The 25,220-nt window shown below is 49.1% G+C and carries 23 protein-coding genes, 1 tRNA gene and 1 riboswitch; of the genes, 9 read left to right on the forward strand and 15 right to left on the reverse strand.

The window, feature by feature from the left end; translation table 11 throughout:
* Position 1 precedes the first annotated feature (1 nt).
* Positions 2 to 1,522, forward strand: a complete 1,521-nt coding sequence (locus DZK30_RS05165) for an acyl-CoA dehydrogenase family protein (RefSeq protein WP_118972999.1) — start codon at positions 2 to 4, stop codon at positions 1,520 to 1,522.
* Positions 1,523 to 1,630: 108 nt separating this feature from the next.
* On the opposite strand, the gene DZK30_RS05170 is transcribed toward DZK30_RS05165, so the two are convergent.
* From DZK30_RS05170 to DZK30_RS05185, 4 genes are all read right to left on the reverse strand, one after another.
* The gene (locus tag DZK30_RS05170) at positions 1,631 to 2,260 is read right to left on the reverse strand and encodes an NAD(P)H-dependent oxidoreductase (protein WP_118973000.1); all 630 of its coding nucleotides are present in this window, start codon (positions 2,258 to 2,260) and stop codon (positions 1,631 to 1,633) included.
* Between the two features lie 76 nt (positions 2,261 to 2,336).
* A complete protein-coding gene (locus tag DZK30_RS05175) occupies positions 2,337 to 2,957 on the reverse strand; it encodes a helix-turn-helix transcriptional regulator (RefSeq protein ID WP_240432859.1) in 621 nt (206 codons plus the stop codon).
* 484 nt (positions 2,958 to 3,441) lie between these two features.
* On the reverse strand, positions 3,442 to 4,686 hold the full coding sequence (locus DZK30_RS05180) for an arsenic transporter (protein ID WP_118973002.1): 1,245 nt from the start codon (positions 4,684 to 4,686) through the stop codon (positions 3,442 to 3,444).
* A gap of 36 nt (positions 4,687 to 4,722) precedes the next feature.
* On the reverse strand, positions 4,723 to 5,949 hold the full coding sequence (locus DZK30_RS05185) for an MFS transporter (protein ID WP_118973003.1): 1,227 nt from the start codon (positions 5,947 to 5,949) through the stop codon (positions 4,723 to 4,725).
* Positions 5,950 to 6,441: 492 nt separating this feature from the next.
* On the opposite strand from DZK30_RS05185, the gene DZK30_RS05190 reads away from it, so the two are divergent.
* Together DZK30_RS05190 and DZK30_RS05195 are read left to right on the forward strand one after the other, a co-directional pair.
* Complete coding sequence (locus tag DZK30_RS05190; RefSeq protein WP_118973402.1) at positions 6,442 to 7,491, forward strand: ligand-binding sensor domain-containing protein; 1,050 nt, start codon at positions 6,442 to 6,444, stop codon at positions 7,489 to 7,491.
* Between the two features lie 298 nt (positions 7,492 to 7,789).
* Complete coding sequence (locus tag DZK30_RS05195) at positions 7,790 to 8,749, forward strand: ligand-binding sensor domain-containing protein (protein WP_162902853.1); 960 nt, start codon at positions 7,790 to 7,792, stop codon at positions 8,747 to 8,749.
* A 436-nt stretch (positions 8,750 to 9,185) separates the two neighbouring features.
* On the opposite strand, the gene DZK30_RS05200 is transcribed toward DZK30_RS05195, so the two are convergent.
* Positions 9,186 to 9,259, reverse strand: a tRNA-Pro gene (locus tag DZK30_RS05200).
* Between the two features lie 92 nt (positions 9,260 to 9,351).
* Between DZK30_RS05200 and DZK30_RS05205 the strand changes: the two genes are divergently transcribed.
* Positions 9,352 to 10,563, forward strand: coding sequence for a DUF2062 domain-containing protein (locus DZK30_RS05205; protein ID WP_240432860.1), 1,212 nt, complete (start codon positions 9,352 to 9,354; stop codon positions 10,561 to 10,563).
* 2 nt (positions 10,564 to 10,565) lie between these two features.
* On the opposite strand, the gene DZK30_RS05210 is transcribed toward DZK30_RS05205, so the two are convergent.
* Positions 10,566 to 11,363 carry an alpha/beta fold hydrolase gene (locus DZK30_RS05210; RefSeq protein ID WP_118973005.1) on the reverse strand — a complete coding sequence of 266 codons (798 nt, stop codon included), beginning with the start codon at positions 11,361 to 11,363 and terminating at the stop codon, positions 10,566 to 10,568.
* Between the two features lie 159 nt (positions 11,364 to 11,522).
* On the opposite strand from DZK30_RS05210, the gene DZK30_RS05215 reads away from it, so the two are divergent.
* Positions 11,523 to 12,059 carry a fasciclin domain-containing protein gene (locus DZK30_RS05215; protein ID WP_118973006.1) on the forward strand — a complete coding sequence of 179 codons (537 nt, stop codon included), beginning with the start codon at positions 11,523 to 11,525 and terminating at the stop codon, positions 12,057 to 12,059.
* Positions 12,060 to 12,157: 98 nt separating this feature from the next.
* A complete protein-coding gene (locus DZK30_RS05220) occupies positions 12,158 to 13,588 on the forward strand; it encodes an L-serine ammonia-lyase (RefSeq protein WP_118973007.1) in 1,431 nt (476 codons plus the stop codon).
* 81 nt (positions 13,589 to 13,669) lie between these two features.
* On the opposite strand, the gene DZK30_RS05225 is transcribed toward DZK30_RS05220, so the two are convergent.
* From DZK30_RS05225 to DZK30_RS05240, 4 genes are read right to left on the reverse strand one after another with little or no spacing between them, the layout of a single operon-like run.
* Positions 13,670 to 15,055, reverse strand: a complete 1,386-nt coding sequence (locus DZK30_RS05225; protein ID WP_118973008.1) for a methyltransferase RsmF C-terminal domain-like protein — start codon at positions 15,053 to 15,055, stop codon at positions 13,670 to 13,672.
* A 39-nt stretch (positions 15,056 to 15,094) separates the two neighbouring features.
* Entirely contained in the window at positions 15,095 to 16,216 is a 1,122-nt protein-coding gene (locus tag DZK30_RS05230) for an acyloxyacyl hydrolase (RefSeq protein ID WP_118973009.1), read from the reverse strand.
* 24 nt (positions 16,217 to 16,240) lie between these two features.
* Positions 16,241 to 16,981 carry a glycosyltransferase family 2 protein gene (locus DZK30_RS05235; RefSeq protein WP_118973010.1) on the reverse strand — a complete coding sequence of 247 codons (741 nt, stop codon included), beginning with the start codon at positions 16,979 to 16,981 and terminating at the stop codon, positions 16,241 to 16,243.
* Positions 16,982 to 17,024: 43 nt separating this feature from the next.
* On the reverse strand, positions 17,025 to 17,471 hold the full coding sequence (locus DZK30_RS05240; RefSeq protein WP_118973011.1) for a PaaI family thioesterase: 447 nt from the start codon (positions 17,469 to 17,471) through the stop codon (positions 17,025 to 17,027).
* A 77-nt stretch (positions 17,472 to 17,548) separates the two neighbouring features.
* Here DZK30_RS05240 and DZK30_RS05245 point away from each other — a divergent pair, with 77 nt between their 5' ends.
* The gene (locus DZK30_RS05245) at positions 17,549 to 18,505 is read left to right on the forward strand and encodes a hydrogen peroxide-inducible genes activator (RefSeq protein ID WP_118973012.1); all 957 of its coding nucleotides are present in this window, start codon (positions 17,549 to 17,551) and stop codon (positions 18,503 to 18,505) included.
* Positions 18,506 to 18,606: 101 nt separating this feature from the next.
* Here the strand turns inward: DZK30_RS05245 and DZK30_RS05250 are convergent, their stop codons facing one another.
* Positions 18,607 to 19,014 carry a hypothetical protein gene (locus DZK30_RS05250; RefSeq protein ID WP_118973013.1) on the reverse strand — a complete coding sequence of 136 codons (408 nt, stop codon included), beginning with the start codon at positions 19,012 to 19,014 and terminating at the stop codon, positions 18,607 to 18,609.
* Positions 19,015 to 19,050: 36 nt separating this feature from the next.
* Positions 19,051 to 19,305, reverse strand: coding sequence for a hypothetical protein (locus DZK30_RS05255; protein ID WP_162902854.1), 255 nt, complete (start codon positions 19,303 to 19,305; stop codon positions 19,051 to 19,053).
* A gap of 471 nt (positions 19,306 to 19,776) precedes the next feature.
* Between DZK30_RS05255 and DZK30_RS05260 the strand changes: the two genes are divergently transcribed.
* Positions 19,777 to 21,078 carry a DEAD/DEAH box helicase gene (locus DZK30_RS05260; protein WP_205529363.1) on the forward strand — a complete coding sequence of 434 codons (1,302 nt, stop codon included), beginning with the start codon at positions 19,777 to 19,779 and terminating at the stop codon, positions 21,076 to 21,078.
* An 87-nt stretch (positions 21,079 to 21,165) separates the two neighbouring features.
* Here DZK30_RS05260 and DZK30_RS05265 read toward each other — a convergent pair whose 3' ends face one another.
* Complete coding sequence (locus tag DZK30_RS05265) at positions 21,166 to 22,917, reverse strand: T9SS type A sorting domain-containing protein (RefSeq protein WP_118973015.1); 1,752 nt, start codon at positions 22,915 to 22,917, stop codon at positions 21,166 to 21,168.
* Positions 22,918 to 23,019: 102 nt separating this feature from the next.
* Positions 23,020 to 23,203: riboswitch (cobalamin riboswitch) on the reverse strand.
* Positions 23,204 to 23,248: 45 nt separating this feature from the next.
* On the opposite strand from DZK30_RS05265, the gene DZK30_RS25670 reads away from it, so the two are divergent.
* The gene (locus tag DZK30_RS25670) at positions 23,249 to 23,455 is read left to right on the forward strand and encodes a hypothetical protein (protein WP_162902855.1); all 207 of its coding nucleotides are present in this window, start codon (positions 23,249 to 23,251) and stop codon (positions 23,453 to 23,455) included.
* Here DZK30_RS25670 and DZK30_RS05270 read toward each other — a convergent pair.
* Both DZK30_RS05270 and DZK30_RS05275 read right to left on the reverse strand, forming a co-directional pair.
* Positions 23,452 to 24,618: an outer membrane beta-barrel protein gene (locus DZK30_RS05270; protein WP_118973016.1), complete on the reverse strand. Its 1,167-nt coding sequence runs from the start codon at positions 24,616 to 24,618 to the stop codon at positions 23,452 to 23,454. The genes DZK30_RS25670 and DZK30_RS05270 overlap by 4 nt on opposite strands.
* Positions 24,615 to 25,148 (reverse strand): RNA polymerase sigma factor, encoded by a 534-nt coding sequence (locus tag DZK30_RS05275; RefSeq protein ID WP_162902856.1) that lies wholly within the window; start codon positions 25,146 to 25,148, stop codon positions 24,615 to 24,617. The genes DZK30_RS05270 and DZK30_RS05275 overlap by 4 nt, the downstream gene beginning before the upstream one ends.
* Between the last annotated feature and the right edge of the window lie 72 nt (positions 25,149 to 25,220).

The following is a 25,220-nucleotide window of genomic DNA, read 5'->3' on the forward strand; positions in this document are numbered from 1 at the left end:
TATGACCAGGTATCAAAATGAAATGCTTGCAGAACCGGTCTCTGATCTTGATAGCCTGCTGGCCGGTATAACAGGTATACTCAGGTGCTGGATGAACGATCCGGTCAATAGTGCAAAGGCTCCGGCAGAAAAAAGGATGCCCCCGGCGCTGTTGCACAGCATTATGGCGCTACGTCCGCTTGCCGTATCCATGCCAGAACAGGCTGGTGGCCGTGGAGGAGCCATAAAGGAGTGCTTGCAGCTGCTCTCTGCCACTTCCTATGAGTCATTGGAGATGTCGATGATCTTCGGGATTAACATGTTCCTGTTCCTGCAGCCGGTGATCAAGTATGCCGGCACAGCAATAAAATCCGATATCTTTCATCGTTTCCTGGATGAGGGGCAAATGGGTGGGTTTATGCTCACCGAGCCTGATTATGGCAGCGATGTGCTTAATCTTGCCACAGCGCATGTCGATACCGGTACGCATTACCATATCTCAGGTACAAAGCATTGGCAAGGTCTTACAGGGCATGCCACCTATTGGTTGATAGCTTCCCGGAAAAAGAACCTTTCCGGTGAGCTGTCACGCGATATCGATTTTTTTATTGCCGATGGAAATCAGGAGGAGCAGCGGACAGAAGTGTTGAAATATTACGACAGTCTTGGTCTGCACATGCTGCCTTATGGTTTGAGCAAGATAGACGTGTCTGTACCCAGGGAGCAAAGATTACATGGCGGCTCGACGGGCATCACGATGATGCTGGATATCTTGCACAACAGCCGGCTGCAATTTCCGGGAATGGCGATGGGCTTTATACAACGCATGCTGGATGAAGCTGTTGCTTATTGCACAAAGCGGCACATCGGTGGCCTTAGCTTGCTGACTTACGATCATGTGCAATACCAGATCAGCCGGATCCAGGCTGCGTATACCATTTGTTCCGCCATGTGTGTAAAATCCTGTGCGTTCAATAGTGTAGCCTGCGATGCATCTGGTTTGGGACTGGATGCCAACAGCATGAAAACATTAGTAACGGACCTGATGCATGAATCGGCACAGATACTGTTGCAACTGTCCGGAGCGCAAGGTTACCGGTTAAGCGCATTCGCAGGTCGTGCGCTTATCGACAGCCGCCCGTTCCGGATATTCGAAGGTCCCAACGACGTATTGTACAGTCAGATTGCGGAAACCATATTACGCGGCATGAAGATAACCGGGCAGAGGAATCTTTTGGCCTACCTGCAGCAGCATCAGTCGACGATAACATCGTCCGGGCTGTTTCAAAACGACCTGGACTTTGTCATGGACTTTTCGCTCCCTCAGCGAAAGAAAGTGGACCTTGGCGGGATCATAGCGCGCATAATAGCTGCCGGATATGTCATGGAGCTTGATCATAAAGGATACCGGAAGGATTTGATTGATATGGCGATCTTAGTGCTGCGCCAGGATGTAGCCGGCTTGTTTGCTGCTTTTGGATCAAAACACAAGCCCTTGCCGGTTGTGGACTATAAAGAAGGTAGCGATTGGTCCGATTTTTAATGCTTGTTAATGGAAAGAGGCTGTCTCCAAAGGTCTCAAGCCTGTCACATTGAGCGGAGTCGAAATGTAACAGGCTTGAGACATAATTTTGTGTTATTTCGACTACGCTTAATATGATAAAAATGACCCCTTTTTAGAGAGCCTCTCTTGCTCTGCCGGCTCGTTTATAGTGTAGGCATCAATGATTGCAGCTTTCCATGTTTCAACGGTCTCTGTTGTTGCTCTGTCTGCACGGTCAAAGAAAAAATGTTGCTTAATATCGAAACCGCAATAAGTATAGATACCTTTATCAGAAGTGAGCCGCAACGCATTATCCATTCCTATTTCCTGATACTCTGTTTTTGATTTTCCGTGCGAATTAATGATGTAGGCCGACTTGCCGGTTAATAACCCTTTTTGTACTCCCAGGTCGTACCGGTAGGCAAAGCCATAGCTGAATACGCGGTCGATGTACCCTTTCATGATGCCGGGCATACCCGTCCACCATATGGGGTAAATAAAAGTAATGACCTCGGCCCAGGTAATGTACTCCTGCTCTTTTTCGATTTCTTTGCTAACCTTCCCGCTGTGTTGCCCGGCTATGTCTTCGAGCGATAACACAGGATCGAAATTAAGTTGGTACAGATCCCTGACCACCACTTCATGGTTTTGCTGCAGGAGTGTTTCTTCTACTGTCTGCTTAAAGAGATTGTTTAAACTTGCCGCATTCGGATGGGCATAAATAATAAGATGTTTCATTCTTTTTGTTTTATGTAATTGACACAACAAAAGTAGAATGACGGTAAGCGGAAAAATTGTAAGAAAACGAAACCAGCTATTCAGCTGAAGCCTGACAGATGTCCTGCTGAAACTTCACGAAGCTTTTAGGAGTGAGGTTGATGAAATGCTTAAAATCATGGATAAGCTGGCTTTGATCATAATAGCCACATTCGTCTATAATTTCAAACCAGTCAATGGCATGCTGAGATAAAAGAGCCTGTTGCACCAGCCCGACCGCTTTTATAAAACGTTGGTATCGGTTGACCTCTTTGGCACTATACCCAAAATATTTTTTGTGCATCAATTGGATATTCCTTTCGCTCTGCCCGGTGGTATCGGCAACGGACTTAATCGGATTTAGCACATCAGCTTTGAAATTGGCCAGCAAAGCAACAGTATTGTTTTGCAGCTTCAGATAGGGTCTGCAAAAATCGAGAATACAATTTACTTTATCTGTTACAATGGTAGTCTTGTTTAATTGATGCCATAAATAGGTAAAGCAGTTGTCCGCCATGGCCTCATCAGGATTCATCGGCAGGTGATCGGAAAGGAATGGCTTGCCAAAAAAGCGATAAAACGCATCGTCTTTGAAATTGGCGACTAATATCTGCGCTCCGGGGCTAAGGATATATTCAAATGCAGCTTTTATGGGGCCAAGCACGATACATTTGTCCACTTCAATTTCGGTCTTCTGTTTGGAGACCATCATGGCTTTGGCGCCGAAATTAAATACCATAATGGTTTGGAAAGACGGCAATAACGTTTTGGTCAGCGGATCTGCCGAATTGTTCTCTGCAAAATAAAAATGCGAAAACACCGCTTCAAATTCCTGGGGAACCGGTAGCCTGTAACTAGCATATATTTGTTCGTCTGGGTTCAATCTGGCTCTGCTCTTTTTTTTGATTTGTTCTTACTGTAAAATTAATGATAAAAAAAAGACAGGGTTGATAATATGCCATAAGGAAATGTTGACACTGTCTTTGCGGCACGGACCTTAGGTATTTGATGCCCCTGCTATTTCAGACGTTGATTGCAAATAAGCCGGGTGATGAATGCCGGTGTGGTGCATGTCATTCCCGGATCTATTGGTGAATGGTGTATGAAGGTGCCTGCCTTATGGTCGGTTAGGGTATTGTATGTGAATACGCTTGTGTCGGAATTTATATCCAAAGCGTTGCTAAGGCTGCGATAAGTGCCATCATCATAATAACGCTACCCAGTTTTAGAAAAGTCCAGGCGCTAATCGTGATGCCCTCGCGTCTCAGCGCTACCAGCCACAGGATAGTAGCCAGTGACCCTGTTATGGAAAGGTTAGGACCCAGATCAACCCCGATCAGTATGGCGCTTTTAACCCTTTCAGGAATATGGCCGGCTTGAATAACGTTTCCTGCAATGAGGCCAGCCGGCAAATTATTCATCAGGTTACAAGCCACGGCAACCAAACTGCCGCTTAGCCATACCGCTCCTGTTACCGATGCGGAGACGATATTGTTCAATTTAGCTGTAAGCTGTTGCGTTAAACCTGTTCGGGCCAGGGATTCAACGATCACAAACAGGCCCGCTACCAAGGGAAGCACCGACCAGGATACACCCTTGATAACGGTCAGCGGATTCTTTCTGGAACTGATAATGACAATAGCTGAAGTAAGTACACCCGTTATGGCCGTCGGTAAACCCAATTCTACATCCAATGCAGAAGAAATCAACAAGATTATAGCAGTTGCAAGGATACCGGTCAAAGCTGTTTTACCACCATGTGTTAATTCCGGAATGGCGATGTCTGTTTTAATTGTTGATTTAAGACTATTCCTTTGGGTAAAACGGAGCGCAATGTAGGTGACCAGGATCGAAGCAATAGATGGTAAACTATACTGGGCAAGCCAGCTCGATAACGGCGGCATATGACTGCCGTAAATTACCAGGTTGGCCGGATTGGAGATAGGAAGTACGAAGGAAGCCGCATTGGCTATAAATGCACAAATTAGCAAATAGGGTAGTGGTTTTTGTACTTTAGCCGCCTTTATTGCGGCAGCCACAGCAGGCGTTAACACAATAGCGGTTGCGTCATTGGACAAAAAGGTCGTTACGACAATACCCACCAGGTAGATCAGCAAAAACAACCTGCCCGGCGATCCTTTAGCCATAACGGTGGCGTGGGCGGCCAGCCAATCAAAAAGTTTTTCTTCGCGGGCGGTCTCTGCAAGCAGCATCATACCGGTTAAGAAAAAATACACATCCAATCCTTTCAGTACGCCTGTTAACGCCTCACCGGGCTTGATCAGCTGAAAGGCAAGTAGTGCAAGGGCTCCGGACACAGCATAGATTGCTTCCGCAATCTTAAAAGGCCGGATAATAACGCAGGCAATGGACAGCAATGAAATAATCCAGACAGCAGATGGGTGCATTTATCTTATGAAGTGTTTTTGTTCAGTTATCTATATTTATTTGGTACCGCAGGCGCCCTTTAGCGTCCGGGCATGTAGCAACCATATTACAATGGAAACTATAGCGAAGCCGCCCAGGATAAGGAAGGCAGAATTGTAACCGAATCCCTCTGCGATCCAGCCGCCTATGGCCGGGCTTAACGATGCCCCCAGGCCTTGTACCGTCATCACAGCGCCCTGGCCAATATTTACCCGCCCGGTACCATTTAGGATATGGGCAACCAGGCCAGGAACGGCCACGCTCTGCAGGCCTGCACCAATGCCATCGAGGATCTGCACAGGGTACAAGCCTATATGGTTGATCATATGCGCGGCGATCAGCCCACGAACAGGAAGTGCCAGAAAAGAAAGGAACAGTACCAGCCAGTAGCCGCTTTTTTCAGCCATACGCATTGCAATAATGGATACCACAATCATCACCACTTGTGCAATGATGATGGTCAAGGATACAAATATCGTTGGATTACCCGTATTCTTTGCGGCAGCGGCCAATCCGTATAATGGCAACATGGCCCCATTGCCTAAATGGAAGCAGGCCAGGGCAGCCGCCAGTATCAGTAGTGGCTTGCATTCCAGCAACACTTTGAACCCGCTTGCCTTTTCCTGCTCGCCATGCTCTTTTAATCCGCGTGCCGCCCGGTCATCTATGGCTTTAGCGGGAATCATCAATACAGACAGGATCGCAAGGGCGCCAAAAAGGGCTGCCAGATAGAAGATTGCCGGCATGCCAAATTTCATGCCCAGGTAACCCGATAAGGCGGCGCCTGCAACATTACCGGCGTGGTTGAAGGCCTGATTATACCCGTTTTGCCGGTTAAAGCCCGCCTGTTTTACAATGCCAAGGGTAATGCCGACGACTGCAGGGCCTATAGCAGCACCGGCAATAGCAGTTGCAATCTGTGATACGCTGACAATCCAGAAATTCTGGGAAAAGAGGATGATCGCTGATGCCAGGATGGTTGCTATGCCGGGGATGAGTACATACAACCGCTTACGTTTGGTCGCATCGATCATGGCACCCGCGGGTATCGTCATCAGCATTCCCGCTACGCCGCCTATAGTCATTACTGTACCTATATGGCCGCTTTTCCACCCATGCACCAATAAGAAAATACCCAGAAATGGTCCTATCCCTGCCTGCATATCTGCCATAAAGAAGTTGAGCAGCTGCAGCGGCCAGATAATGCTACGGTCTGTTTTGAGTTTACCTGGCTCGTTATTCATATCGCACTAAAACATTCCTGAATCCGGTTATGTTTAAAAGATTACAAAATATTTAGAACCTGGCTGTAAGTATAAGCATATCTAACGATTTGACCACGGAGTATTTATTTTATACAGACTATCGGGATATAGAAAACAAAGCCGCTCCTTGAGTTTTGTCCGAAAGGACGAAGATGATATTTCGATAAGCGCTGAAACCATGATGGCGTTACATAAGAGATATCGCCCGGAGTCAGATGCCGGGCTTTTACAAATGAAAAAAACCAGCAAAAATGCTGCGCTTTTCTTTGTTCGTCGGGAGAACGTGTCAACGTTCGAACTTTTTGATTGATGGTTTAATTAAAGTCCAATGTCTGATTGAATCATGTCATGAGATTTGAATGGAACGCTTGCATGGGAGCTTTCCGCGTTTTCGGTCTATAAAATATTTAATTTCATGAAGCCTATTTTTGAGTTGTGCATCATATTATGAAAACCCGAAAGAACAAAGGAATGAAATTGATTTTCTTAGTACTCACATTGACACTGAACTTTTCTTGTTTTGAAAATAAATCAACAGAAAAGGAAACAAACAAGCCAGAATTGGTAGCGACTTCAAAAACCGACACCTTGAAATTTATTTCGGGAATACGTGCTATATTTCAAGACAGTAAAGGTAATTATTGGTTTGGAAGTCATAATGAAGGTGTAAGTGTGTATAATGGAAAGTCATTTGAATACTTTACAACCAATGAAGGCTTGTCAGACAATCAAATCCGTTCCATTCAGGAAGACAATAATGGCAAAATGTGGATTGGAACGTCAAAAGGAGTAAGTATGTATGACAAAGGAACGTTTACTAATTATTCGACAAAAACCAACGAACCAAAACATGAATGGCATAAAACCATTGGGGATTTATGGTTTTATGCAGGCGAAGAAGACGGAATAAACCGTTTTGACGGAAAGAACATGAACTATCTGATTTTTCCAAAACCTAAAAATGAAAACCCGGATAATTCTTATGGTGTTACGGGTATCTCAAAAGACAAATACGGTAAAGTTTGGATGGCAACTTATGCGGCAATATTCAACTATGATGGTAAAATGGTAACTATTTTTGACCATAAAACTTTAAAACTTAAAGATAATGAGCTGTTGCATATCAGAAGTGTATTGGCAGATTCAAAAGGTCGCATTTGGATAGGAAATAATGGAATAGGCGTTTTACTAATGGAAGGTAATTCAATCATAAATTTTTCTGAAAAAAATAATTTAATCCATCCCACAAGCACAAAAAGAGGAGATAAATCACAACCAGGTACGCTTGAACACGTTTTTGCCATTGAAGAAGATTCGGAAGGCAATATTTGGTTTGGAGATCGAGATACCGGAGCTTGGAAATATGACGGTAAAGCGTTGACGAACTACAAAATTGACTCAAAATTGAACGCCCAAATGATTTGGAGCATTTATGAAGACCAAAACAAAAGCTTGCTTTTTGGAATGGCAGAAGGTGGTGTTTATAAATTCAACGGTAAAACATTTGATAAACAATTTTGAAAATACGAACGCACAGCAGCAGCTTGGCAAATTGAAAATCAGCGAAGCTAAATGGCGGTTTTCTGCTACATTCAAGTTTAGTTCTTCGATTGAAACTTTAGTACGGAATTGAAGATTTGTGCTTTCAATTTCCGCCACTCCGCCAAGCTGCGACCCGTTATCGGCTATTCTATAACAGACAGCACTAAACAATAAACAAACAGAGATGAAATTAACAATACTCTTAATTTTTAGTATTCTATCCATTTTGACTTCGTGCAATGGGCAGACTTCCAATTCGAAAAACCATTCTGTTCCTTTGAAAGACACAAACGTAAAGGGCGACACTGTAAAAAAACTTGGAAGCAGCATTATGGTAATTTACCAAGACAAGAAAAACAACTATTGGTTTGGTAGTTGGAAAACAGGAGTGTACAAATATGATGGTAAAACTTTGATCAATTATACAACAAAACACGGTTTGTATACAGAGAGAGTTGATGATATAAAAGAAGATCAATCGGGAAACATCTATTTCTCAGGTATGAACCCAAACTCTACAATTACAAAATTTGACGGAAATTCATTTACCAATATCAGAGCAACCCCAAGTAATGAGTGGAAACTGGAAGCGAATGATTTGTGGTTATTAAATCCTCATCAAAACAAACAAAAAGTTTACCGCTTTGACGGAAATACACTTTATGAATTGACACTTCCAAACCCACCCGGACTTAACAATCCATTTGAAGTTTATAGCATTTGCAAAGACAGAAAAGGCAACATTTGGCTTGGCACAAATCCCGTTGGAGTGTGTCGTTACGATGGAAAATCATTCGAGTGGATTACAGAAGAAGATGTGACAGAATTTCGCAATGAAGGGGCAAATGGAGTGCGTTCAATTACGGAAGACAAAAATGGCGACTTTTGGTTCAATACTGAAAAACGGTATAGTATTTACGACATCACAACTTTAAAAAGCAATCAGTTTTATACAAGGCACGAAAGCATAGGCAGTTTAGATGGAAAGAATACGAGAGGTCTAAATGAGTATCTTTCAACGGTAAGAGACAACGATAATAATTTGTGGTTTGTAACGTATCGTGATGGGGTTTGGAAATATGATGGAACAAAAATTACACGCTATCAAGTTCAAGAACAATCAAAAAACATTAAATTATTCAGTATTTACAAAGACAACAATGGCGAGCTTTGGCTTGGAACACACGAAAATGGTGCTTATAAATTTAATGGAAAATCATTTGATAAACAATTTTAAAAATACGAACGCACAACAGTTGATTAAAATGTTGATCTATGACCCTATGCCTGGCAATGCTGCCTTAAAGCCGATACCTGTTTTCAAGCCCGGGTGCGCTGGCCACAAAAAAACAGCGGAGCATTGTTTTTTTTGCCGCCTTTTTTCTTTCTTTTTTGGCGGAGCAACTTTTCTCATGAGCACCATAACAAGCAATGAACATAGAAGCGAATAAAAAAGAAAAAGATAGTGACACCCAATAAAAATACAAGTAAATCGAAGCGTGCTGGCTAGTGTTTATAGACGTACAAAAGTTTGTTTCCTTTATCCGGATAGTCAGTTACCTATTTATCATCCCCAGCAATTCCGCTTGATCCTATTTCCGCTTGATCCGGGATTTGAAGTTTTAGGCATAAAAAAACCTTCAGCACGAAGCTAAAGGCTTTTTCTTTGTTCGTCGGGACGACTAGATTCGAACTAGCGACCCCTTGCACCCCATGCAAGTGCGCTACCGGGCTGCGCTACGTCCCGAACAATGTTCCCTGGGGTTTGTGTTGGGGTGGCAAAGGTAAATAAAATTTTCATTTCGCTGCAAAAAAAAAAGAAATAATCTTTGCAGCCCGATGCTACAGATGCCCGACACACCATTGCCCTCTCATGAAAGCCGCTTCAGGAACCTGGCAGCCTGTGTATTGATCCCTACCTACAATAATGCACAAACACTGGAAGCCGTCATTCGCTCGGTAGCGGCCTATACTCACCAGATCATCGTGGTCAACGATGGCTCGACCGATGGGACAGGGCAAATACTGGAACGTTTCCCTTTCATTCACCAGATCAGCTATACGCCCAACCGTGGCAAGGGCAATGCGCTCAGGCAGGGATTCCGTTATGCGTTGCAGCAGCATTACCGTTATGCGATCTCTATCGACAGCGACGGGCAGCACTATGCGCATGACCTGCCCACCTTCCTGGAGGCGATTGAGCAACGCCCGGGTTGCCTTATCATTGGCGCACGCAATATGGACCAGGCGCATATACCGGGAAAGAGCAGCTTTGGCAACCGCTTCTCCAATTTCTGGTTCTGGGTCGAGACCGGCATCCGGTTACCCGATACACAATCGGGCTACCGGCTGTACCCCCTGGCGCCGATGCGCAAGATGAAATTCTTTACCCGCAAATATGAGTTCGAGATCGAAACGCCCGTCCGTATTGCCTGGAAAGGCGTTCCGGTCATCAGCGTGCCGGTATCGGTATATTACCCGCCGGCCGGCGAACGGATCAGTCACTTCAGGCCTTTCAAGGATTTTACCCGCATCAGCATTCTCAATACTTTTCTCACATTTACCGCCCTGTTGTGGATCCATCCACGCAACCTGGTGGTAAAGCTTACGAGCAGAAAAGGATGGGCGGCGCTATGGCAGCAAATCGTGGTGCGCCGTGAAGAGAGCAACCAACGCAAGGCAGCCAGTATTGCTTTCGGTGTCTTTATGGGTATCTTTCCCGTATGGGGGTTCCAATTGGCCATCGGCATCCCGCTGGCGATCTATTTCCGGCTCAACAAAGCCTTATTCCTGCTGGCCGCCAATATCAGCATCTTCCCCTTCACTCCTGTTTTCTGGGCGCTGAGTGTTTATACCGGCAAATGGTTGTTGGGCTATCACGATCTCAGCTTCCGCTGGCGGGATATTTCGCTGCAGCAATTCAAAGAAGCCGGTATCGCCTTCTTCCTGGGCGGCGCCGTGCTGGCCATTACTTTAAGTATAGTCACCTACCTGGTATCCTGGCTCCTGCTCGGCTTGTTCCGCAGGGAGCAGCCGGCGGGCGACCGCTAAGCTTACTGCGTCTTGATCTCTTCAATGATTTGCTCCAGCGCGTGATTCAGCGCGTCGGGATGTTCCAGCATAGGATAATGCGATGTGCCTTCTATTTCTACCAGGTTGTAGCCGTTTACCGCATGTTGCTCAAGCGGCTCCCTGTTGGTGGGCATATAATTGACGTTGACCAGGTGCAACACCGGCGCTAAGCGGGGCACTCTTTCCCTTTCGATCTTATCCATAGTAAAGAATTGCGGTAGCGTTTGCTGGCCCATAGGCTCGTAGGCGTTACGGTAAGCCGCCACAATTTTATCGGTGATCCATTGCGGGGTAGCAGGTGTAACGAGCACCATGCGTGCATATCGTTCGTTGGTGCCGGCGAAGTCCTGCTTTGATTGCGCAATAATGCCTTCTACCTGGCTTTCATATTCCGGAGGTAGCGGCGTGGCCACATTCTTAAAGTTGTCGATCACTATGAAGCCGGTCACAGGATCGGGATAGCTGGTAGCGGCAAGTAGGATGATGTCGGCGCCCAGCGAATGACCGATCAGGATCACCTGCTGCAATTTCAGCGCTTTGATCAGGTTCACCACATCATCGGCCATATCCCTGATGTCCCATTGTTCCCTTTCCCTGCCCGATGCGCCGTGGCCCGCCAGGTCCATGGTCACTACCGTATACCGGGGAGCAAAACAAGCGACCTGCTGTACCCAGTACGTTTGGTCGATAAAAGCGCCGTGCACGAATAATAAAGTGACCGGGCCGTCTCCGTAACGATTGTAGCTGATAGGAAGGCCCTTGCTGATGATCTGTTCCATTGAAGAAATAGTTTTTGGTAGGATACAAAATACCGGCGGATCGCTGACAACCTTATGGCAGTGCAGTTGTAAAATTGGAACTATAAACGTGTTAAAAAAGTACTAAAAGGCAACCTCTTTCGCCAATTAGCTGTTTGATGCATAAATAAGCTACTGTTTATGAAACGTATATTCATTTGGATCTTCGCCGCGCTATTGTGCGGGACCTCTGTCCGGGCTCATGCGCAAAGCGTGCTGAAGGAAAAAATGCCGCCTACCATCATGAAATACCTGGTCGACATGTCGCCCGAGTATGCTACCCTGGTAAAAGCGATCAATGCTGCGCGGCTCGCTGAAACAATGGAAGGGCCTGGCCCGATGACCTTATTTGCACCGGCCAACCGGGCCTTTGCTATCCTGCCTGCAGGCACGGTCGATAACTGGCTGAAACCGGAAATGATGGATTCGCTGCAAAAAGTGCTAAGCTATCATGTGGTGGCAGGCAACTGGCCTTTGACCGATCTGCAGCAAAAGATCAAAGAAGCGGGAGGAGAGTTTTTTATGCCGACCATCGGTCCTCCGGGCAAGCTCTCGTTCGTTATCGAAAGCGGGAAGGTTATGGTGAAAGACCAGCACGGATTCAAATCGATGCTGGCTACGCCCGTAGCCGAGCAGAACGGGCTTGTGTACAACGTAGATAAGGTGCTGTTGCGGTAAAGCTAAGCTTTACAGGGACCGGATTGTTTTCCCGATTTATGACGTAATTTTGAAGAGCGGTTTCAGCCGCTCTTTTTTTATTTCCTTAAGCCATTTTTGTGCAAAGCAACGAACGTATTTCCGTATTCGATATCTTCAAGATCGGTGTGGGCCCCAGCAGCTCGCATACACTGGGACCCTGGAAGGCTGCTCTTCAATTCCTCGACAGCCTTAAACGGCAATATAGCCTGGAGCAGGTGACTCAGGTAAAAGTGCTGCTGTATGGTTCGCTGGCCAAGACCGGTCATGGACACGGTACCGATGTTGCTGTGATGCTTGGTCTTTGCGGCGAAGACCCGGTTACGTTTGATGTGAATAAGATAGACAGCACGATCGCGTTGATGAACCGCGACCGGTTGATGCTGCTCGATGGCAGTCACCGGATATCGTTTAATCCGCAGGAAGATATCGAATTCCTGATGAAAGAATCGTTGCCTTATCATCCCAACGCGCTTACCTTTCTTTGCACCTTTACCGATGGCAATTCCATAGCCGAGACCTATTATTCCATCGGCGGAGGTTTTGTGGAAAAGGAAGGCGATCAGCATGGCGGGGCCGGTTCGGCCGACTTGTATTTTCCCATCGATAATGCCCAGGACCTGTTGCATTGGTGCATCAAAACAGGGCTCAGCATCTCGGAGGTGGTCATGGAAAATGAGATCGCCTGGCGGCCGGAGCAGGATACCCGGACCGGGCTTATGCGCATATGGCATACCATGAAGGATTGCATTTACCGCGGTTGTCACCGGGAAGGCAAGTTGCCGGGCGGTCTTGATGTTTCACGCAGGGCCGCACCACTCAATAAGCGCCTGATGAAAGGCAGGCCATATGATAATTACGAAGAGTGGCTGCAGGCGTTGCGGGAAGGCGGCAGCGATTTCAAGTATATCCTGGATTGGGTAAGCTGCTTTGCCCTGGCCGTTAACGAAGAAAACGCCTCTTTCAGCCGGGTGGTAACAGCGCCTACCAATGGTGCAGCCGGTGTAATACCCGCCGTGTTGCAATACTACGTCGCCTTTTGCGATGGCCACGACGAGAATAAGATCATCCAGTTCCTGCTGTGCGCATCCGAGATCGGCAGCATTTTCAAGAAAGGCGCTACCATTTCCGCTGCTATGGGCGGCTGCCAGGCCGAGATCGGCGTATCGTCGGCCATGGCCGCGGCAGCGCTCACCGAATGTATGGGCGGTAGCGTAAGGCAATGCCTGATGGCTTCGGAAATAGCCATGGAACACCACCTCGGGCTTACCTGCGATCCGGTAGCTGGCCTGGTGCAGGTGCCCTGCATCGAACGGAATACCATGGGAGCGATCAAGGCTATTACAGCGGCGCAGCTGGCCCTCCAAAGCAATCCCTACCAGGCGAGGGTATCGCTGGATGCCGTCGTGAAGACCATGTGGGAAACAGCGCTGGATATGAATACCAAATACAAAGAGACTGCCGACGGCGGCCTCGCGATCAATATCCCGCTCGGGTTAAGCGAATGCTGATCTTACGGCTGGAATGCACAGCCGTCTGGATGGTGAATGCGCTCCGGACCGGCTTAAGGTGTTTTATGTGTAGCTGGGTGCTTACTTAATGTCCATACGGATGCGCCAGTTCTTGGGAAAGTAATTGTTCATACGGTTGGGCAGCCATTTGCCCCAGCCCAGTCCCCATCCTTCGTAGGTGGCCACCTGCCAGCCCTTGGAAGGATTATCTTTCCGTATCTCTTCCTTTTTAAGAAAGAGCAGGGCTTCTTCCCTGCCCAGGGGAAGTCGTGCCACTGCGGGCGATAAATGTATGCTCAGCGCCAGCTCATGATCGGGGATCGCGTCCTTGCCGGCGATCTTGCCCAGGGCTGTGCCGGTTTTCCTGATCCGCAGCATCGTTTGCAGTAATTCCAGGTCGGCCGTATGCGTCGATGCAACGCCGTAGTACTCGCCGTTGCGTTCAATAGCGCGGAAATCGTGATCCAGGAAGGCTTGCCAGCGGGCAGTCTCATCCTTGCTTTTTCCTTGCATCTGTCCTTTGTTTTTTTGTTTTTCCCTGCGGGGCGCTTCCGTCGTAGCCGTTTGCTTACGAAAGGCAGCGAGAAAAAAGCCTTCTCCTTTCAGTTGCCAGGGATAAAAACGATAGCCAAAGGCCTGGTGACGGGCTGAGCGGGTAGCTGTGATATGCCATGAATCGGCTACAGGTACCGGCAACGATTCCAGGGACAGGTTATCGCAAAGCCAGTCGCAGATATCTTCATTTTCTTCGGCGGAGTAGGAGCAGGTGGCATAGAATAAAATACCGCCCTCCTTCAGGGCCGGCAACGCGTCGGCCACTATGCGCTTCTGCCTTTCGCTGCAGAGCTTCACATGCTCAACCGACCACTCGTTTATAGCTTCAGCATCTTTGCGCCACAGGCCCGAGCCTGTGCAGGGCGCGTCGATCAGTATCAAATCAAAGTACCCGTTAAGGCGTGCAAAGTCCTTAGGATCGTTGTTGGATACCCAGGTATTCATTTGCCCCCACCGGGTCAGGTTCTCTGCAAGGATCGCTGCGCGGGGCTGTATCACCTCGTTGGCGATCAGGAGGTCGTCGTGCTGCATCAGAGAGGCCAGCAAGGTGCTTTTGCCACCCGGAGCAGCGCAAAGGTCCAGCACACGCAGCGGCGCATTACGGTGTACGAGGTGTTGAAAGGCTTGTCCTACAAACATGGAAGAGGCCTCCTGCACATAGTAGGCGCCGCTATGGAACAGCGGGTCCAGCGTAAATACCGGCCGGTGGTCGAGATAGCGCCCCGTGTCCGGCAGCCAGGGCACAACGGTATGCTCTTTAAATGCTGCGGAGGGCTTATGCGGATTAAGCCTTACCGATATGGTGGCGGGCAGCTCATGTGCCTGGAGCACGGTGTTCGCATCCAGGGGACCGGCGCCAGGCACCGGGCTGAGCCGGGGAACGATCGCAGTTAATTTATCGTTGAGATTCACGGATGCTATACAATTACAGGAACAAAAGGGTTCAATGTCTTAAAGGCCGATACCCACGCCCATTTCAAAAAGCTCGGCAGTGGTCCCATGGGTTTTAAGAATAGCAGAAAAGAAGGCTTCCTTTACCGGCCCTTTCTCTTTTTTAAGAAAATAGAAGTTACCCCCCAGTTTTTCGTAGATCTTTTGGTTCTGCTCATCCATGCGGTGCAGGTAATAGCCCGCCTGGATCAGGATGCCGACTCGCCCGAGCAGGAACTCGTTACCCAGGAATACGGCCGCCTGGGTAGAATGGCTGTACTCCGAGCCCTCAAAATGCTCGATGCTTTTTAGCCTGGCGTATTTGGCCGTATTGTAGTAATAGTCGAAGCCGGCATATACTTTGTTCTTGCTCCAGTAGCGCCTGCTTAGGTAAAGCGCGCCCATGTATACAGGATTAAGCGGCCCGTCGGCGGGCATAGCTTCGATAAAAGCAATGCTGGCGCGGGCCTGCACCAGCCAACGGTTTTTCAGCGGCGTCAGCTCGCGTCGTAGCTTAACCGGGTTGGCGGTTACGGGGAAATAACGCAGCCCGATATGGGCGCCGTACATATTGATCCCCAGGTTGGGCTGCTGGAAGGCTGCGTTGGACACATGCGAAAAATTGGCGCCGGCCTGCAGGTCCCAATGGTCGTCGAGCCGCCACCGGACATCGGTCGAGAACGGGCTTATATTGTTCCAGTGCCCGCCAATGGCTACGTTTTCTGTATTGGGCGAAGGCAGGCGCTCATAAGGCTTGGTATAATAGCATATGCCCATGCCTGCCCTCAAGGTCCATTCAAAACGTCCCCTGCGGATAAGCGGTAGCTGGATGTTGGGAAAAATGCCGATCGCCTGGCCATAAACATCCGGCATGTTATAGTTGTTGTAGTAAAGTCCTACACCTATCAGCGGATAGTTACGGCGCTGCTGCCAGTCTTTTTGCCCATAGGTCTGCTTGACGAAGTTGAGCTCCATGGAATAGGAATGACCGGGCAGGGGGCCTGTAAACCGGGCGCTGTGCCGTATCATCTTGCCGATCATTACATTGCTTTCGACTCCGAAGCCGCTCCATGCCTTGTTTTCCTGGGCATGCAGCGTGGCGGGCAGCAAGTATAGCAAAAGAAGGGAAAGAGCAAAACGCATCGGGCAAACGGGCTTAAGGTCAGGCTATTGATAGATCTTGTATTTGGCCAGCTTCCACAGCTGCATCCGGTGCTGCAGCGATACACGCAATACGCCCCGGCCGTATTTCATACTCCGGCTGAAGTTAATGCTGGATGCTTCCTCAAAATATTTGGTAGGGCAGGTGATCTCGGCGATCTCATAGCCTTTCATAAAGATCTGCGAAAGCATTTCATTGTCAAATACAAAATCGTCGTTATTGGCGTTGAAATTGATGTTGCGCAACACTTCGCCGGAGAAAGCCCGGTAACCGGTATGGTACTCGCTCAGCTTTTGGCCGATCAGGATATTTTCAAAAAGCGTGAGGAAACGGTTGAAGATATATTTGTACATCGGCATACCGCCTTTGCGTGCCCCTTTGCCCAGGATGCGGGATCCCAGCACGACAGGATACAAGCCACCGGCGATGATATGGCACATGGAAGGGATCAGCTTGGGTGTGTACTGGTAATCGGGATGCAGCATAATCACAATGTCGGCGCCCAACTCGAGCGCTTTGTTGTAACAGGTCTTTTGGTTGCCGCCATAGCCTTTATTCTCTTCATGGCGGATCACATGTTTGATCCCCAGCCGGCGGCCTTCGTCGGCCGTGTTGTCCTTGCTGTGGTCGTCTACAAGCACCACTTCGTCTACGATATCGAAGGGTATTTCATTGTAAGTGCGTTCAAGGGTAAGCGCCGCATTGTACGCAGGAAGGACAACGACAATTTTTTTTCCGTTAAGCATTAAATTCTGTAGGTCTTCTGATTAGTGTCTTCTGTGATAATAATTATGATGGTTCCTTGATCTTCATACCTGTCGCGACCAGATTGCTGCTGGCTTTGCAGAGTAAGATACCCTTTTCGTTGATAACCTGTACCGTAGCATGAATAATTTTTTTTCCATGTCTCACGATCTCCGCCTCTGCCGTGATCCTTTCACCCTCTGCGGCGGCGTAAAGGAAGTCGAGATTCAGCGATACACTGGTATAGTGCGATGGTGCTTCCAGCGATACGATAGCCCATCCGATGCATTCATCAACGATCAGCGACATCATGCCGCCATGGATATTGCCGAAGGGGTTGCACATCTCCCGCCGGATGAGCACCGACAGCTTTACTTTACCTCTTTCGGCGGCTTCGAGCCTTGGCCGCAGCCAGTTGCCGGCGGGCGACCGGGACTGATCTATTTCCATGCCGATCATCCCTTGGATCACCTCCAGTGCTTTCGCTATCATTCGTAATTAAATAAATTTTTAAAACGCGCAAAGCTACAATCTATTATCTTTGTTTTCTCGAAAAAATCACAGATTATATGACAATCACCCAATTAGAATATGTTGTATCTGTTGCTACCTATAAAAGCTTCGTTGCCGCGGCCGAAAAGAGCTTCGTGACGCAGCCTACTTTGAGTATGCAGATACATAAACTGGAAGAGGAGCTGAACGTAAGGCTCTTCGACCGCAACAAGCACCCGATCGCTACCACCGAAGTAGGGGAGGAGATTGTCAAGCAGGCCAAGGTGATCCTGGCCGAGGCGGCAAAGATCCAGGAGCTGATCCAACACCGTCAGGGCACGGTTGCCGGTAGCTTCAGGATCGGTATTATTCCCACGCTGGCGCCCTTCATCCTGCCGCAATTGCTCGAAAACCATGCCAAAGCACATCCCGAGCTGCGGCTGGTAGTTACTGAAATGCAAACAAAGGATATTATCCGTAAACTTAAAGATGATGAGATCGACTGTGGTTTGCTGAGCACCCCGCTGGAAGACAATCATATTAAAGAATATCCCCTTTTCTACGAATCCCTGGTTGCTTATTTCGGTAAAGAAGAAAAGGCCCTGAAAAAAAGGACTGTTACGCCCGACGATATCGATATGAAACGCATCTGGATGCTCAACGAAGGCAATTGCCTGCGCAACCAGATCATCAATCTCTGCAGCGAGCATGTAGAGAAGCTGCAGGAAAGCCGGCCCTATCAATACGAATCGGGTAACGTGGAAACCCTGCGTAAAATGGTGGATAAGAATGGCGGTATGACCGTACTGCCCGAACTGGCTACATTCGAATTTACCGAAGACCAAAGCGAGAACGTCCGTTACTTCGACGGCGAGGAGCCCGTACGCGAGATCTCCCTGGTAACCAACGACCACTTTGTACGGCTGACCGTGTTACAGACACTGATGGACGAGATACTGAAATTGGTGCCGGAAAAAATGCGCGTTCAGAAGAAGAACCGCAAAATATTGCGTATACAGACAGCCAAACTGTAATATACCTGACCTTTATGAAAACGGCGGGCGCGATAATATTTTCGCGCCCGCCGTTTTTTTTACTCCGGGTATATATATGGAAGCCGTAGGGGCTGAATAGCTTAAAAGCTGACCCAATGGGGCGGGGCCGTAAACTCGTTGTCCTTGAAGATAACCGAGAACTGCTCCGGGTTGTCCAGGTCGCGATACATCCTGATGCCAAACCGGTATTGCCCGCCAAGCTTCAGGATCTGGTTTTTTCCATTCACAATAATGCATAAGGTGTCGGAACTGTAAAAAGGGCCGCCCCCTTTGACCCCATGCGGTATCATTAAGCGGGTCACTTCTTCGTAGTGCGGGTCTATGTCCGTATCAGTGCCACCCATTGCGGGCACGCAAGCATACTTATTCACCCCGAAATGGACAAGCGCCTGCGTCCGTACGAGGTTGGGGTCGGTATTGCGTTCGTAAATGTTGAACGATTCGCCTATGGTCGAATAGTATAGCGTACAATGCAGGAGCTGTGTCATAGGAGGAGCGGTTTGTATCGGTTAAATAATGGCTTATTAGCGGGTACGGGCTGTATCGCTGTTATTGTTGTGACCAGAATGATCCATTTTGTCATGATTCATTTTGTCATGGTCCTGTTTCTTGTCCTTTTTCATTTTCCGGGTGCTGTCTTTTTTCTCTTTTTTCATATCATCTTTTTGCATCTCCGTCTTGTTCTGATCTTTTTGCTGGGGTTGCTGCTGGTTTTCCTGCGATTTTGCCGCCGTATTAGCCAATATGCCTATTGCGGCGATGAGCACGAGCTTTTTCATATGCATTTGTTTTTGGTTTTGGTAGGGAAGAATATACTTCTCTTTTATCCTTATTAAAGGCAAAAAATGTACCAGGGAAGGCTGGGATTCATTATCAACAGATTGGTTCCGGCCTCCCCGAAGGTGCTGTGGAAATTGTTACTGGTACTGTTGCCCATTATCCTCGCCGGTGGGGAAAGGGACTAAAAAAGATTTTTCAATTGTAGGCGCCCTTTGCGTACAACTTAGCGTCCTTAGGGGTTAACGGCATGGCTTTTTCCTTTGAAAAAGGCATAACCAAACGACATTGGTATGAATGGCTCAAATAAGGTATGCAGCGTTTCGGAATATGGGCAGGATAGCTTATTTTGGGCCATAGAAGCGCCGGAAAAAGCCATGAACAGCCGGGAATGAAATAATTAGTCTAATTTCGGGCCCTGAATGTAACAAGATGCCTTTTCAGGCACAATTAATTAAAATTCAGTTTATATTTTGACATTTGAAGATTTTCAGCTAGACGACGATGTACTGGATGGCATCCATGCCATGGGTTACCGTACACCTACCCCTATACAAGAACAAGCCATTCCGCTTATCCTGGAGGGCAAAGACCTGATCGCCTGTGCCCAGACCGGTACCGGCAAAACCGCAGCCTTTATGCTGCCACTGCTGCACAAAATACTGCAGCTGCCTGCCGATGGGATCAATACGCTTATCCTGGTACCCACCCGTGAGCTGGCCATACAGATCGATCACCAGGTAGAGGCTATGGGCTATTACCTCAACGTAAAGTCGCTTGCGGTATATGGCGGCGGCAGCGGACAAAGCTGGGTACAGCAAAAGCAGGCGCTCACCAAGGGCGCCGATATTATTATCGCTACCCCGGGTCGCCTGATCGCCCAGATGCAGATGGGCGGTATGGACTTTTCCAAGATCGAGCACCTGGTGCTGGACGAAGCCGACCGCATGCTCGATATGGGTTTTTACGAGGATATTATCAAGATTGTGAGTACCTTGCCCAAAGAGCGGCAGACCCTTTGCTTCAGCGCCACCATGCCACCCCGCATCCGGAAGCTGACACAGCAGATCCAGAAAGATCCCCTGCAGATCAATATCGCCATATCCAAGCCCGCCGAAGGTATTCGCCAGTTGGCCTATATGGCGCACGATGAGCAGAAGCACAAGCTGCTGCTGCAGGTGCTGCTGGAAGGACAATACAAATCGGTGATCATTTTCTCTTCCAGCAAAGAAAAGGTGAAAAGGCTTGAAGGCGAATTTCGCCGGGCAAAGATCAACGCCAGGGCCTTCCACTCCGACCTGGTACAGGAAGAGCGGGAGAAACTGATGCTGGACTTCAAAAACCAGAAGATCGATGTGCTGGTAGGGACCGATGTGTTGTCGAGAGGTATTCACGTGGAAGGCATCGATCTCGTGGTCAATTACGATGTGCCACCCGATCCTGAAGATTACGTGCACCGCATCGGGCGTACGGCAAGAGCGGCCAGCACCGGTACCGCCATTACCTTTGTTAATGAAAAAGACCTGCGCCGTTTTCATTCGATTGAAAAGCTGATCGGCAGGGAAATAGAGCAGGTACCCTTGCCCGAAAGCCTGGGGAAAGGGCCCGCCTATCATGCACCGCGGCCACGCCCTCAAGGCGCCGGCAGTCACAGCCAGTCGAAGCCGGGTGGTGACAAAGCCGGGAAAAAGGGTAGCGGCGGTGGTAAATATTACAAGAAGTCCAAGCCGAAGGGCCAGGGCCGTGCGCCCGGTGGCGCCGGTCCGCAGGCATAAATAATAAACGATACACGCATATAAGAAAGAAGGCTACCCTAACATTTGGGTAGCCTTCTTTCTTATATGCCGGATTCAGGATGAAGCTTATTGCACCACGATCTTTTGGGTTTGTCCCTGCTGCACGCCATCTTTTTTGAGGGCGATAAAATAGATGCCGGGCATACAGTTAGCCAGGCTGATGCGGTTATCGCCGGCCTTAATCGGCTGAACACCGATTGTACGACCCAGCACATCGCTCAGCACCATCTCGCAATTCACATAGCGGCCACCGGCTGAAAGGTGCAATGTTACCGCAGCCCTGGCCGGATTGGGGTAAAGGGCAAAAGGTAATGGCGCGTCCTTATCGTCGATACCCGTAGTACACTGTACCGTCAATTGCTGGGTTTGGGTGCTGGTATTGCCGTGCCCGTCGTTGTAACGCCAGGTAACGGTATAGCTGCCTGCAGTAGTGAACAGCAGGGAGTCGGTAGTGCCGGTGATAGCGCCGGCGCAGTTGTCGGCTGCAACCGGCGGTATAAGGGTATAGGGGCAGTTGCCCTGCAAAGCAGGCAGTGTAGCGATAGCCGGAATGGGAGCGGTGGTGTCGTCAATGATTACCAATTGGGTATGTACTGCAGTGTCGTAGCCGTTGATAAAGGTCCAGGTCACCGTATAGTCGCCTTGCTGATCGTAGCTGAGCGGGTCGGTAGTAATACCGGTGATCACATTGCCGCCGGCATGGGCTACAGGAGGCGTGAGCGTAGTATCGCAGGCGGCATAAACGTTGGGCAGGGGCAGGGTATCGGGCTGTGGTACGCCATAGGTACGAAGGATGAGCTCGTTGGCGATGCGGCCGTTCACGCTGCCACTATCCAACCTCTGGAAGGTGGCGCCATCTACTACTTCGTAGATCGAAGGGCTGGCAAAATTGGTCGCGCTGGCCAGCGCAAAGTCGCCGGTGGCCGGGTCTACCGTAAAGGACTTGCCATAGGCAAAAGAGAAGGTACTGCCGCTCAGCTGGCTGGTATATACAGCGGTGGTCGGTATCACGGGCGCAGCGATGTTATAGATATGTACGCTTTTGCCCGAGAGGAAGTACAGCTTTTGCTGCGAGAGACGCAGCTGTGCGGCATTGCTTACACCGGTCAGCATTACGGGCGGTTGCAGCAGGTCGCCGTTGGCAGGTTCCAGCTTTACCAGCGCCGAAGTGCCCGAAACTTTGCCCAGCAACCATATGCAATTGCTTACGGCATCGTATTGCATGCCGGCAATGGCGCCTATATTGGGCAGTATCGCAGCCGTAGCGGTACTGGTCAAGGTATCCACTTTGATCAGCCTGTTGTTCATGGCCACATACATAAAGCCATTGGCCTGCACCATATAGCTGGCATAGGAGCCGATCAGCGAAGAAGGATCGTTCACCGGACTCAGGCTGTTGCTGGTAAGATCGAGCAACTGCAGCCCGCCGTTGGCGGGGCTTATATAGCCTTTGGTATCGCTGGCTTTCCCTACGCATTGGATACCGCCGATAGTGGTGAAGGTCTTGATGCTGTCGAAAGAGGGGTAGGCGGCGATCGCCAGCTTGACCGGCGCAGCGCCTTTGCCGCAGAGCACCGCTTTGTTGCCAAAGACCTCGAAATCCTGCAGCACATCGATGCCTACGGTGCTGTTGGCTGTTTGGTACAGTGGCCCCGAGGCATTGATCGATGCCGGCGACGTACGGGAAACCTTATAGACGTCGCCGTTGGGGGTTCCGAAATTACCTTCTGCGATCACATAAAGATCAAAATTCTTGGTTTGCGCCGTGAGCGCTTGTGCACAGCATAAGGCCGCTATGCCCAGTAAACATTTTTTCATCTCCTTTCCAGGATTTAAACGATAAACAATAACGGAAAATGAATTGCAGGGAACTTACCCGGGAAGGAAGCAGCTGCATTTACGTTTTTTCTCCGAAAACCAAATACAATATGCTTACCGGCAGGTCTCCTGGCTCAGCCCATTACATATCGCCTTCCCATCTTCCTGCAGACAGTGGCTTGTTGACATGCGTTTACGGACTTTACAGTTGCGGGAACAGCCCCCGGTTTGAACGGGGTTCCCTTTTAATTCTTCAGTGGAAGAAACCAAAAAGCGCCGCGAAGATAAGAAGAAACGGCGATGGTGATTGCAGAAATAGTATCTTGGGGATATGAAACCGTTATTTTTTGCCACAATCGGCATTGCCCTGGTAAGTGCTTTTGTATTGCCTGATGGCAACAGGGCAGCTGAGATCACCAGTTGCGGGTTTCATTCGTCGCCGGAGCAGGAAAAGGCATTTTTAAAATCCTTTGATGAGTTGGAAAGGCCGGCGCGACCGCACCCGCCGTCGCCTGATAGCACCGGCGCCACTCCTTAGTGCCCGATATAATATTTCAGCCCCAGGTTAAAGGCAGAATTGGTAATGGACTTTCCATTTGCCTCGATAAAAGGGGTAAGGCCTTGCCGGTATTGCATGTTGAGCGAGAGTTTGCGCCATACGCGATAATCCAGCTGCGCTTTGATACCGGCATCCCAGTCGCTCACATTTTTATCGGGGGAAACATTACTGTAGCTTTCCGCGCTTTGGTTCTTGTCCTGCTGCAAAGCTAGTGTGCGGTTCAGGCTCTTGTACAGATCGCCGCCCACAGAAACCGAAATATTACGGGTTGCTTTCACGCCAATAGCCGGCGCCACGCCGATAGCCAGGATATTGTTGACATAACGGGCCTCGACGCCCATGCCGTTAATGGCACTAAGCCCTCCGTCGCCGTTACCTACACCGGCGCCTGTCTTGTCGCCGCCGGGGACCCGCTCCGAATAGTTTACCTGGGTAGAGGCCAGGGCTACTGTCGCTTCCGCAAAGAATCGCTCGCCAAGCTGCCGGCGGGCGACAAGGCCCACGTTATAGCCGAAATTGCCGAGATTAGGTTTGCCTACATTAGCGGCGATACCCAGCTTCAGCCTTTCTTCCCTCGTAGTCGGGGAGGGTGCTGCGTATGCGGGAAAAGAATGATCATTGCTTCTTACTGTTCTTTGCTGGCTGCCGGCAAGCATTGCAGACGGCGCAGGAGAGGAAGGCATTACTTCTTTCACTGCTTCCTGCGTTGTTGCCGGCTGCTCGTTTTCGTATGCCGGGGCAACAACCGGCTGAGGTGATGAAGGTATCACCGTCTTCGCAGGGCCCACAGGCCGGGACGCGGCGATCATGCTTTTTCCCGGCGATGCGATGGCTCGTGAAGGCCCTGTTTTTTGAAGTATTGAATTATTTTGCGTTGCCGGCGGTACGGTTGTTTTGTGCGCTACGGTAGCGGGAACATCAGGTTGCGTATGGGGTTGCAGGAAATAAACCAGGAAGGCCGTCGCCAGTACCAGGGCCACCGCGGCTGCAGCTTTCCAGGCAGGGAACAGGAACAGGCTCCGGGAAGCATTGGCCCCGGGATGCAATTCCTGCTTCAATTGTTCCCATGCGGCGTCGCGGGGAACATATTCCTGTTCGTCCAGTACTTCCCGCATCCGGTGTTCCAGTTCGCTGGGATTCATACGCTCGTTTGATTAGAGGTTATGTTGCTGCATCGTTCCCTGAGGGTTTTCCGGGCCTGGTGCAGCAACCAATAAGAATGATTTTCTGTAATACGCAGCATTTCTGCGATCTCTTTATGGTTATAACCTTCGAAAACATGAAGGTTGAACACTACTTTTTGTTTTTCGGGTAATATATTGAGCAGGTGGAGTACGTCGCGGGCCGAGAATTTCTGCAGCACTTCATTATCAATGAACCCCTCATGCGTCGGCAGTTCATAATTGCTATAAATGGTATTGTTGTCCACTTCAAACTTCAGGGCGTTACTGCTGCGCAGCTGATCGATACAGATACGCGTCATGATCTTTTTGATCCAACCTTCAAAGGAACCCTCGTTCCGGAAGTGTTTCAGGTGCGCAAAGATCTTAATGAACCCGTCGTGGACCCATTGTTCCGCATCCTCGCGGTTGCCGGCGTAGCGGATCGCCACTTTCATCAGCGTATTGTACCAGGCATAATAGAACTCCTTTTGCATCGCAGGCTTGCCCATGATACATCCTTCAATTACAATATGTAATCTCTGTTCGTCTAACGCCATCAAAAAATGTGAGTCCCTGGCTTT

The sequence above is a fragment of the Taibaiella koreensis genome, from assembly GCF_003545715.1.
Lineage (GTDB): Bacteria > Bacteroidota > Bacteroidia > Chitinophagales > Chitinophagaceae > Taibaiella > Taibaiella koreensis.

Coding starts and splice junctions, on each gene's coding strand:
- DZK30_RS05165 (WP_118972999.1), top strand. CDS start 2: ATGACCAGGTATCAAAATGAAATGCTTGCAGAACCGGTCTCTGATCTT.
- DZK30_RS05170 (WP_118973000.1), bottom strand. CDS start 2,260: ATGAAACATCTTATTATTTATGCCCATCCGAATGCGGCAAGTTTAAAC.
- DZK30_RS05180 (WP_118973002.1), bottom strand. CDS start 4,686: ATGCACCCATCTGCTGTCTGGATTATTTCATTGCTGTCCATTGCCTGC.
- DZK30_RS05185 (WP_118973003.1), bottom strand. CDS start 5,949: ATGAATAACGAGCCAGGTAAACTCAAAACAGACCGTAGCATTATCTGG.
- DZK30_RS05190 (WP_118973402.1), top strand. CDS start 6,442: ATGAAATTGATTTTCTTAGTACTCACATTGACACTGAACTTTTCTTGT.
- DZK30_RS05205 (WP_240432860.1), top strand. CDS start 9,352: ATGCTACAGATGCCCGACACACCATTGCCCTCTCATGAAAGCCGCTTC.
- DZK30_RS05210 (WP_118973005.1), bottom strand. CDS start 11,363: ATGGAACAGATCATCAGCAAGGGCCTTCCTATCAGCTACAATCGTTAC.
- DZK30_RS05215 (WP_118973006.1), top strand. CDS start 11,523: ATGAAACGTATATTCATTTGGATCTTCGCCGCGCTATTGTGCGGGACC.
- DZK30_RS05230 (WP_118973009.1), bottom strand. CDS start 16,216: ATGCGTTTTGCTCTTTCCCTTCTTTTGCTATACTTGCTGCCCGCCACG.
- DZK30_RS05235 (WP_118973010.1), bottom strand. CDS start 16,981: ATGCTTAACGGAAAAAAAATTGTCGTTGTCCTTCCTGCGTACAATGCG.
- DZK30_RS05240 (WP_118973011.1), bottom strand. CDS start 17,471: ATGATAGCGAAAGCACTGGAGGTGATCCAAGGGATGATCGGCATGGAA.
- DZK30_RS05245 (WP_118973012.1), top strand. CDS start 17,549: ATGACAATCACCCAATTAGAATATGTTGTATCTGTTGCTACCTATAAA.
- DZK30_RS05250 (WP_118973013.1), bottom strand. CDS start 19,014: ATGACACAGCTCCTGCATTGTACGCTATACTATTCGACCATAGGCGAA.
- DZK30_RS05255 (WP_162902854.1), bottom strand. CDS start 19,305: ATGAAAAAGCTCGTGCTCATCGCCGCAATAGGCATATTGGCTAATACG.
- DZK30_RS05265 (WP_118973015.1), bottom strand. CDS start 22,917: ATGAAAAAATGTTTACTGGGCATAGCGGCCTTATGCTGTGCACAAGCG.
- DZK30_RS25670 (WP_162902855.1), top strand. CDS start 23,249: ATGAAACCGTTATTTTTTGCCACAATCGGCATTGCCCTGGTAAGTGCT.
- DZK30_RS05270 (WP_118973016.1), bottom strand. CDS start 24,618: ATGAATCCCAGCGAACTGGAACACCGGATGCGGGAAGTACTGGACGAA.
- DZK30_RS05275 (WP_162902856.1), bottom strand. CDS start 25,148: ATGGGCAAGCCTGCGATGCAAAAGGAGTTCTATTATGCCTGGTACAAT.